The organism is Falsiroseomonas oryzae, from assembly GCF_027856955.1.
Classification (GTDB): domain Bacteria; phylum Pseudomonadota; class Alphaproteobacteria; order Acetobacterales; family Acetobacteraceae; genus Falsiroseomonas; species Falsiroseomonas oryzae.
Genome location: NZ_JAPSMD010000739.1, coordinates 1 through 1,552, shown reverse-complemented (window position 1 = coordinate 1,552; position 1,552 = coordinate 1). Strand labels below are relative to the sequence as shown.

General features: G+C 72.9%; 1 protein-coding gene. It reads left to right on the top strand.

What is annotated here, in order from left to right:
• Positions 1 to 169 precede the first annotated feature (169 nt).
• Positions 170 to 1,444, top strand: coding sequence for a CmpA/NrtA family ABC transporter substrate-binding protein (locus tag OZN99_RS31240; protein ID WP_270939091.1), 1,275 nt, complete (start codon positions 170 to 172; stop codon positions 1,442 to 1,444).
• The last annotated feature ends 108 nt before the right edge of the window (positions 1,445 to 1,552 follow it).

Below are 1,552 nucleotides of genomic sequence, written 5' to 3'. Positions count from 1 at the left end.
CCCCGCTCTCCGCCGAGGCCGAGGCGCGCTGGTTCGCCGCGATGCGCCGCTGGGGACACCTGCCCGACGCCGCCACGCAGGCCGCAGCGCTCGCGCCCTGGCGTCCGGACCTCTGGCAGCGCGCCGCCGCGCTGCATCCCGCCCTCGACACGCCGAAGGAGCCCATCCCATGACCGGCTTTGCCCCGACCCGCCGCCAGGCGATCGCCGCCACCGCGGCCCTGCTGGCCGCCGCGCGCGCAGCGACCCCGCGCGGCGCCTTTGCGCAATCCGGCACCACGCCGGAGGTGCGCAAGGCGACGCTCGGCTTCATCGCGCTGACCGACAGCGCGCCGCTGATCATCGCGCGGGAGAAGGGCTTCTTCGCGAAGCACGGCATGACGGAGGTGGAGGTGGCGCGCCAGGCCAGCTGGGGCGCCACGCGCGACAACCTGGTGCTGGGCGGCGGCCGCGGCGGCATCGACGGCGCCCACCTGCTGACGCCGATGGCCTACCACATCCACACAGGCCGCATCGTGCAGAACAACCAGCCCGTGCCGATGGCGCTGCTGGCGCGGCTGAACACCAACGGCCAGGCGATCAGCGTCGCGGCGAAGCACATGCCGCTCGGCGCGCGGCTGGACGCTGCGCCGCTGCGGCGCGCGCTGAACAGCGACAGCAAGGTCGCCATGACCTTCCGCGGCGGCACGCACGACATGTTCATCCGCTACTGGCTGGCCGCCGGCGGCATCGACCCGGAGCGCGACGTCTCCACCATCGTCGTCCCGCCGCCGCAGATGGTCGCCAACATGCGCGTCGGCACCATGGACGCCTTCTGCGTGGGCGAGCCCTGGAACGCGCAGCTGGTGAACCAGCGCCTGGGCTACACCGCCATCGTCACCGGCGAGTTCTGGAAGGACCATCCGGAGAAGTGCTTCGCGCTGCGCAGCGACTTCGTGGCCCAGAATCCGCGCGCGACGGAGGCACTGACCGCCGCGGTGATCGAGGCGGCGCGCTGGTGCGACACGCCGGCGAACCTGCAGGAGATGTGCGACATCCTGGGCCGCCGCGCCTGGTTCAACGTGCCGGTGAACGACATCATCGGTCGGATGCGCGGCGAAGTGGACTACGGCGACGGCCGCACGCTGCGCAACACCGACATCACCATGAAGTTCTGGCGCGACCATGCGAGCTACCCGTTCCGCTCGCACGACCTGTGGTTCCTCACCGAGAACATCCGCTGGGGCATCCTGCCGGAAGGCCTCGACACCGCGCCGCTGCTGCAGCAGGTCAACCGGGAGGACATCTGGCGCGCCGCCGCCGCACGCGCGGGCGTGCCGAACGCGGAGACGCCGTCCGGCACGTCGCGCGGGCGGGAGACCTTCTTCGACGGCAAGGTCTTCGACCCGGAGAACCCGGCCGCCTACCTGAACTCGCTCGCCATCAAGAAGCTGACGGCGGCCTGAGCCCATGAACGCGATCGCCCCCCCGCCGGCCCCCGCCGCCGTCGCGGCGACCCCGGCCGCCACGCCGGCCGCGCGGCCATCGCCGCTGGCGCGGCTGCTGCCGAGGCT